The following is a 6,720-nucleotide window of genomic DNA, read 5'->3' on the forward strand; positions in this document are numbered from 1 at the left end:
AGGAAACGATGCCCTACATCCCGCGCATCGACCCGGACGCCATCGTCGCCCTTGACGTTCACACCCACATCGAGGCGGACCGCCACGGCTGCTTCTCCCTCGACGCCGAGCTGATGGAGGCCTCCGCCAAGTACTTCAAGGCGGGTCACGACCGGACCCCGACCATCGACCGCGTCGCCGCCTACTACCGGGAGCGGAACATGGCGGCCGTGGTCTTCACCGTCGACGCCACCACCGAGCTCGGGCATCCGGCCCTGTCCAGCGAGGAGATCGCCGAGCAGGCCGCTGCGCACGCCGACGTCCTCATCCCCTTCGGCTCGGTCGACCCGCGCCGCGGCGAGGCGGCCGTCGCCCAGGCGAAGCGGCTCGCACGGGACTTCGGGGTGCTCGGCTTCAAGTTCCACCCGAGCCTGCAGGGATTCGCGCCGAATGACCCCGCCTACTACCCGCTGTGGCAGGCGCTGGAGGACCTCGGCGTGGTCGCGCTGTTCCACACCGGGCAGACCGGGATCGGCGCCGGGCTGCCCGGCGGGCGCGGCATCAAGCTCCGCTACTCCGACCCGATGCTGCTCGACGACGTCGCCGCAGACTTCCCCGGGCTCATCATGGTCCTCGCCCACCCGTCCGTCCCCTGGGTGGACTCCTCGATCTCCATCGCCGGGCACAAGGCCAACGTCTACCTCGACCTGTCCGGATGGTCGCCCAAGTACTTCCCGCCCCAGCTCGTCCGCCAGGCCTCCGGCCTGTTGCGCCAGAAGGTCCTCTTCGGCTCCGACTACCCGGTGCTCACCCCCGACCGCTGGATGGCCGACTTCGCCGCCCTCGACGTCAAGGAGGAGGCCAAGCCCCTCATCTTCAAGGAGAACGCCCTGAAGATCCTGGGACTGAGGAAGGAGAAGTGAGCGTGCGACCGTCCTACGGACTGGGTGAGGACCACCTCGCGCTGCGGGAGCTGGCCCGGGCCGTGGCGGAGGAACGGCTCGCACCGCACGCGGCCGACGTCGACGAGCGCTCGCGGTTCCCCGAGGAGTCGCTGCGGGAGCTCGTCGCGGCGGGCCTGCACGCGGTCGGCATCCCCGAGGCGTACGGCGGCCAGGGCGCCGACCACCTCGCGGTCGCGGTCGTCGCCGAAGAACTCGCGCGGGTCTGCGCGACCACCCAGCAGGTGGCCGGCGCCAATGAACTGTTCGCTCTGCCGCTGCTCCTGCACGGTTCACCCCAGCTGCGCAGCCGGTATCTGCCACAGATCGCGAGCGGCGAGCGGCTGGGCGCGTTCGCCCTTTCGGAGCCTGGCGCCGGAAGCGATGTCACCGCCATCTCGACCCGCGCCGGGCGGACCGAGGACGGATGGGTGCTGCGCGGAACGAAGCGCTGGGTCACCAACGCGGGCCATGCCGACGCCTACGTGGTGTTCGCCTCGACCGATCCCGCGTCCGAGGGCCGGGGACTGTCGGCCTTCGTGGTGGAGGCCGATGACGAAGGGATCTCCTTCGGAGCGCCCGAGAAGAAGATGGGCCTGAAGGGCTCACCCACCTGCGAGGTGTTCCTCGACGACGTGCGCCTGCCCGCCGACCGCCTCGTCGGGAATCCGGGGGACGGCATGCGCGTCGCCCTGAGCACCCTCGACCGCACCAGGACCACGGTCGCCGCCCAGGCGGTCGGCATCGCGCAAGGCGCGCTCGATCTCGCCGTCGCGCACCTGAAGGACCGCGAACAGTTCGGCAGCCCGTTGGCCGCCTTCCAGGGCTTGCAGTTCATGGTCGCCGACCTGGAGGTCCAGATCCGCGCCGCCCGCGCGCTGACCCACGGCGCCGCCCGCGAACTCGACGAGCACGGCCCCGACCTCACCACGGCGGGGGCGGCCGCCAAGTGCTTCGCCTCCGACACCGCCATGCGGGTCACCACCGACGCCGTCCAGCTCCTGGGCGGCCTCGGCTACACCCGCGACCTGCCCGCCGAACGCATGATGCGCGACGCGAAGGCCACCCAGATCTACGAGGGGACCAACCAGATCCAGCGCCTGGTGATCGCCCGGTCCCTTCTGTGACTTATGGCGGGTGGGCAGGCCAGGTCATGGATTCCGCCCACCCGCGCTGTGCCTTCACCGGCTCGGGGAGAATGGTCGTGCCCCCTCCGAGCGAGGGGATTTCGCGATTCTTCGGGTGGTTCTCAGGGTTCTTTCACCTGCGGTTCGTAGAACGGGGGTATGGGGCGGACCTCGCAGGCGAAGGTGCTGGTCGTCGATGACGAGCCGGGGATCAGAGAAGTGCTGTCCGAGGCCTTGCGGCTCAACGGGTTCTCCGTGCGGACGGCGTCGAGCGGCAACGGCGCGTTGCAGGAGGTGGAGGACCACCGTCCCGATCTCGTGGTTCTGGACGTGATGTTGCCGGATGTCCACGGGTTCGAGGTGGCGCGGACGCTCGCGGGGTGCCTTGGCGCACCCTGTGTGCTCTTTCTGACGGCCAAGGACGCCGTGGCGGACCGCATCGCGGGCCTGCACTGCGGCGGCGACGACTACGTCACCAAGCCGTTCAGCCTGGATGAGGTGATCCTGCGGATCCGGGCGATCCTGCGCCGTGCGCGGGCGGCCGACGACCTTGAGGCGGACGACGGCGTCCTGCGGTACGCGGATCTGGAGCTCGACGAGGAGGCTTACGCGGTCCGCAGGGCGGGGCGGGCGATCAGCCTTTCGCCGACGGAGTTCGCGTTGCTCCGCTATCTGATGATCAACGCGGAGCGGGTCGTCAGCAAGGCCCAGATCCTCGACCGGGTGTGGGACTACGAGTTCGATCGGGACAGCCGGATCGTGGCCGGTTGTGCCCGCGGGCGTGGCTGTGTTGCCGGTGGTCGGTGGTTGTGTGACGTTTTCGCCGTTGGTGGCGGGGGCGGGTGCGCCGTTGGGGGGCCGGAATCGGCGTGCCGCCTACCGAGGCGGTCGACAGGGCAGGTACCCTCATGCTCATTGCTCCACTGGTCTCTGCGGTGGGGCGCGGGCCTCGAACCCGGGCAAGGGTTCTTGGTCCACACAACGACGACGAGTCGCTGTTCATCGGATGCCAGTCCGATGGGCGACGAGTCGTCGTTGTTGTTTTCCGGGCCTTTCGCGTTGATCGCGTCGAGCCGTCCTGAGCACCGTACACGTCCCACGACTACCGGGCGCGGGCTCGTCCAAGCCCGGAAGGACGTCAACGCCCAGGCCGGTGTAAGGCAGGTCGGCCCCGGTCAGGTCGGTCCAGTGGTGCTCCACCCCGGGCAGGGCGGCGACGGCCGGGACGAAGTCGAGGTCGCCGCCGCGGCGTACTCCGGCCGGGCGTAGGGTGACGGCCTGGACGGTCCGCCCGCTGGGAGCGAGCGCCACGGCGGCGAGCGCGGCCAGGCAGGAGGAGTCCTTGCCGCCCGACAGGTCCGTGCTCGGCCGCGCCGCCGCCCGCACGCGGAACTCGACAGCGTTCTGCAGGGCCTCGCCGAACTGGCGGGTCGACGCTCCGCGCCTGCGGGTCTCGGCCGCCCACACGCGCACGGAGGACGGGTCGCGCCCGGCGGCCAGGACGATGCGGCTGCCCGCCGGAAGGAGCTGCACGCCGACGAACGCCGACCGGCCGCCGAGCCCGGCGTGGCTGGGGGTGATGAGCCGGGTCGCGAGCCAGCCGGATTCGGCCGTCCCTCCTCCGAGCCCGGTGAGGACGCGGGAGCTGGTGCACCACGCGACCTGTGAGCCGGTGCGGGTCCAGTAGACCGGGATCGCGGACGCCAGATCGGTCCAGATCGTCACCGCCTGCGGGTCGGCGGCGACGACGACGTACGAACCGGGCCACGACCATGCGGCGTCGTCGGGGACGCCCTGGTCTGCCCAGCGGCGCAGCGCTTCGTCCGGCACTCCGGACGGCCCGATCACCGCGACCGTCCGGTGCGGTGCCGTCTCGATCCGCATGGGCAGGACCGGGCTGTCTCCCAGCGACCACACCGGAGCGTGCGCCGCGGTCTCCATCCGCGCCCTCACCGGAACCGGCACCGGCTCATCCGCGCGGCCTGGTGCGCTACCGCCGACTGCTCTCATCTGTCCTCCCGTGCGGGGCCTCAGGTGAAGCGGGGCCGGGCGGGCGGGATGCGGCGCCCGCCCGGCAGGGGGCGGGCTAGCGGACGATGGCCATGGCGTAGGTCTGGCGCTTGTTCTCGTTGTTCGAGGAGCTGCCGCCGAGGGTCACCTCGGCGAGGCCGCCGAGGTCGACCAGGACCGGGGTGGCGGCGTGGGTCTGCTGGATGAGCATGTGGAACCTCCCTGTCGGAACGGACAACGCCAGAGTCGCCCGGCGCTGGAGGGTCTGCCAGGGGGCTTTGCATAGGACGCAAACGTGTGCATCTCATGCAAAAGGCCGGTGATTGAGCGGATGCGGAACGTAGAGTGGATGGCCCGAGACCGGACCAGCCCGAGGACGGGCCGATGCCGCAGTCACGCCCCGCTGCTCCGCTGCCGCTCGACCACCAGCCAGGAGCCGTCATCCGTGCGGCCCGCCTCGATCAGGGCCTGACCCTGGCGGCTCTCGGGACCCTGTGCGGCCTGTCCGGCTCGCAGGTGTCCCGGTACGAGCGGGGCAAGAGCCACCCCGACGTGGCCACGCTCCGCCGGTTCGCCGCTGCGCTCGACATCCCGCTCCTCCGGCTCGGACTCGCCAACGCCGATCCGGTGATGGCCGTGCGAGAGCTGCGTCCTGGCTTTACGCTGAGGGCCCGGGATACGGCAGAGGATGGAGACCGCGTGCGGCGCAGGGAGATGCTCGGCCTGTCGGCGCTGGCCGGTGTCTCCATCGCCACCCCGGCGAAGGCGGAGTCCGCGGACGGCATCCCGCACAGCTTGGAGCGCGTCCTGCTGCACTCCTCCGGGGAGCCGCTGCCGCTCGCCCGGCTGCACACCGCGCTGCACCGGGCTCGTACCGACTACGAGGCCTGCCGGTACGCCGAGGTCGCCGAAGACCTCTCAGACCTCATCGGCTCGGCCCACGCCGCCGTCGCCGACGGCAGCGGAGGCGACCGCGACGCGGCGTCCCTCGTCCTGGCCGACGCCTACATCCTCATGTCCGATCTGGCGACGAAGGCGAACCAGGGGCACGTCGCCTGGGTGAGCGCCGACCGCGCGCTCCAGATCACCCGGGGCAGCAGCGACCCGATCGCCACTGCGGGCGCCGCGCGGGCGGTGGCCATCGCCATGCGCCGTGCTGGCCGCCACGACAGCGCCGTCGACCTGCTCACCAGGACCGCGGGCGACATCACCGAGTACGCGCCCGGACGGGCAGCGACGACGGGCGCGCTGCTGTGCTCGGCGAGTTACGCCGCCGCGCAGAGCGGTGACCGCGATCGAGCCGTCGACCTCCTCGCCGAAGCGGGACGGCTCGCGACCGGTGGTGGGCCGGGGCGGCTGACGTCCGACGAGGTCCTGGTGTACGCCATCAGTGTCCACAACGCCCTGGGCGAGCCCAGTGCAGCGCTCGCCGCAGCACGGCGAGTCCGACCGCAGGGGCTGCCGACCGCCGAGCGGTTCGCGCGCTACGCGGTGGACACCGCCCGCGCCTGGGCCGCGCACGGCGACCTCGACCGAGCATGCGGGGCCTTGCGGGTCGCGGGCCAGCGCAGCCCCGAGGAACTCCGGCGGCCGTCCGTCGCCGCGCTCATCGCCGACCTCCGCAACCGGCCGACCCCTCCGCGAGGAATCGGCGGTCTCGTCACTCGCGCAGGCCTGCGTGGCTGAGACGCCACCCCGCACGCCCCACCAGAGGGTTGGCTGCTGGACCTGTTGATCGGGCTGCTCATGCCGCGTAGGGGGGCGGGTGGCCAGGTAAGTCCCGAAGTTCGCGGTGCTGGAACCAGCCGAGGCATGCGCCGAGCCTCCACGGAAGGCGAACAGCCCAGGTGCCCTCTCCAGTTCCCGCTCCTACACTCGCCTGCTTCGCCATTCCGGCCGAGGCGATGTGACAGCGACATGGCGGTTGGAGCCGGATGCCGCTCTCTTGGCGAGCATCCGGCTCCTGACGCTTCCACACCCGAGGCCATGGCCTTGGAGGAGCGCGCCCAGCTCGCGTTGCTCCATCTCCCAGAGCAGAGCGTGGAGACGCTGCTGATCGCGGCGGGCAGGCTCGCTGACCGGAAGCTTGTTCTGGATTGCTTAGCGGTTAGTCCGCTCGGCGATGAGTTGCTTCCACCGCCGGACGCACTCGTCGCGGCCGTTCACTCCCTGCTCGGCGAGCGTCCTGGCCTCTGCAGGCGTGAGGAGGGTGGGGCGAGGAGTGTTGATGGTCCATCCGGACTCCTCCCACCAGCCGTGCTGAGCCCACCACAGCGGCACGTGGGCGGAGGCCTGGACAGCGGTCTCCTCGTCGTCCAAGCGCATCGACTGGCGGGCGCACACCACGTCGAAGGTGGTCCAGCCCGAGTCCCGTAGCACGGTCGCCGCGTGCCTGGTGAGACCGAGGGACAGGAAGGCCGTATCGCTGTGCATCAGGGTGTGGGCGGCGGAGATCCATGCGTCGCGCTCGGGTGTGAGGGTGTGGGCCCATGCCGTCCACGAGCCGTGCATGCCGGTGGCGACGCCGTCGCGTACGTCGAGGCCGTGCTCGTAGTACGTGCGTGGGGAGATGGAACCGGCACCGAGGGTGGAGCGGAGGCTGTAAGAACTCCTAACGCAATGTGCGTTGCAGGTGTCTCCAGCAGATGATGCTGGTGGCCAGC

6 protein-coding genes and 1 pseudogene are annotated in these 6,720 nt (G+C 71.0%); 4 read left to right on the plus strand and 3 right to left on the minus strand.

Features of this window, described 5'->3' with window-relative positions; all coding sequences use genetic code 11:
- The first annotated feature begins 8 nt into the window (after nucleotides 1–8).
- The 3 genes and pseudogenes from ACYVOM_RS24990 to ACYVOM_RS25000 all read left to right on the plus strand — a co-directional run.
- Nucleotides 9–902: an amidohydrolase family protein gene (locus ACYVOM_RS24990; protein ID WP_460305926.1), complete on the plus strand. Its 894-nt coding sequence runs from the start codon at nucleotides 9–11 to the stop codon at nucleotides 900–902.
- Nucleotides 899–2,047, plus strand: a complete 1,149-nt coding sequence (locus ACYVOM_RS24995; RefSeq protein WP_460305927.1) for an acyl-CoA dehydrogenase family protein — start codon at nucleotides 899–901, stop codon at nucleotides 2,045–2,047. The genes ACYVOM_RS24990 and ACYVOM_RS24995 overlap by 4 nt, the downstream gene beginning before the upstream one ends.
- Before the next feature lie 159 nt (nucleotides 2,048–2,206).
- Nucleotides 2,207–2,800: pseudogene (locus tag ACYVOM_RS25000) on the plus strand (response regulator transcription factor); the annotation flags it as partial.
- Between the two features lie 246 nt (nucleotides 2,801–3,046).
- Here ACYVOM_RS25000 and ACYVOM_RS25005 read toward each other — a convergent pair.
- Nucleotides 3,047–4,012, minus strand: coding sequence for an asparagine synthase-related protein (locus ACYVOM_RS25005; RefSeq protein ID WP_460305928.1), 966 nt, complete (start codon nucleotides 4,010–4,012; stop codon nucleotides 3,047–3,049).
- Nucleotides 4,013–4,133: 121 nt separating this feature from the next.
- Nucleotides 4,134–4,268 carry an albusnodin family lasso peptide gene (locus ACYVOM_RS25010; protein WP_460305929.1) on the minus strand — a complete coding sequence of 45 codons (135 nt, stop codon included), beginning with the start codon at nucleotides 4,266–4,268 and terminating at the stop codon, nucleotides 4,134–4,136.
- 173 nt (nucleotides 4,269–4,441) lie between these two features.
- On the opposite strand from ACYVOM_RS25010, the gene ACYVOM_RS25015 reads away from it, so the two are divergent.
- Complete coding sequence (locus ACYVOM_RS25015; protein ID WP_460305930.1) at nucleotides 4,442–5,743, plus strand: helix-turn-helix domain-containing protein; 1,302 nt, start codon at nucleotides 4,442–4,444, stop codon at nucleotides 5,741–5,743.
- A 414-nt stretch (nucleotides 5,744–6,157) separates the two neighbouring features.
- On the opposite strand, the gene ACYVOM_RS25020 is transcribed toward ACYVOM_RS25015, so the two are convergent.
- On the minus strand, nucleotides 6,158–6,720 hold a 563-nt coding region (locus ACYVOM_RS25020; protein ID WP_460305931.1), incomplete at its 5' end, for a hypothetical protein.

It is taken from the genome of Actinocorallia aurea (genome assembly GCF_054783995.1).

What these genes read in the sequence shown, in the direction of transcription:
- ACYVOM_RS24990 (WP_460305926.1), top strand. Translation starts at nt 9, where the DNA reads ATGCCCTACATCCCGCGCATCGACCCGGACGCCATCGTCGCCCTTGAC.
- ACYVOM_RS25010 (WP_460305929.1), bottom strand. Translation starts at nt 4,268, where the DNA reads ATGCTCATCCAGCAGACCCACGCCGCCACCCCGGTCCTGGTCGACCTC.
- ACYVOM_RS25015 (WP_460305930.1), top strand. Translation starts at nt 4,442, where the DNA reads ATGCCGCAGTCACGCCCCGCTGCTCCGCTGCCGCTCGACCACCAGCCA.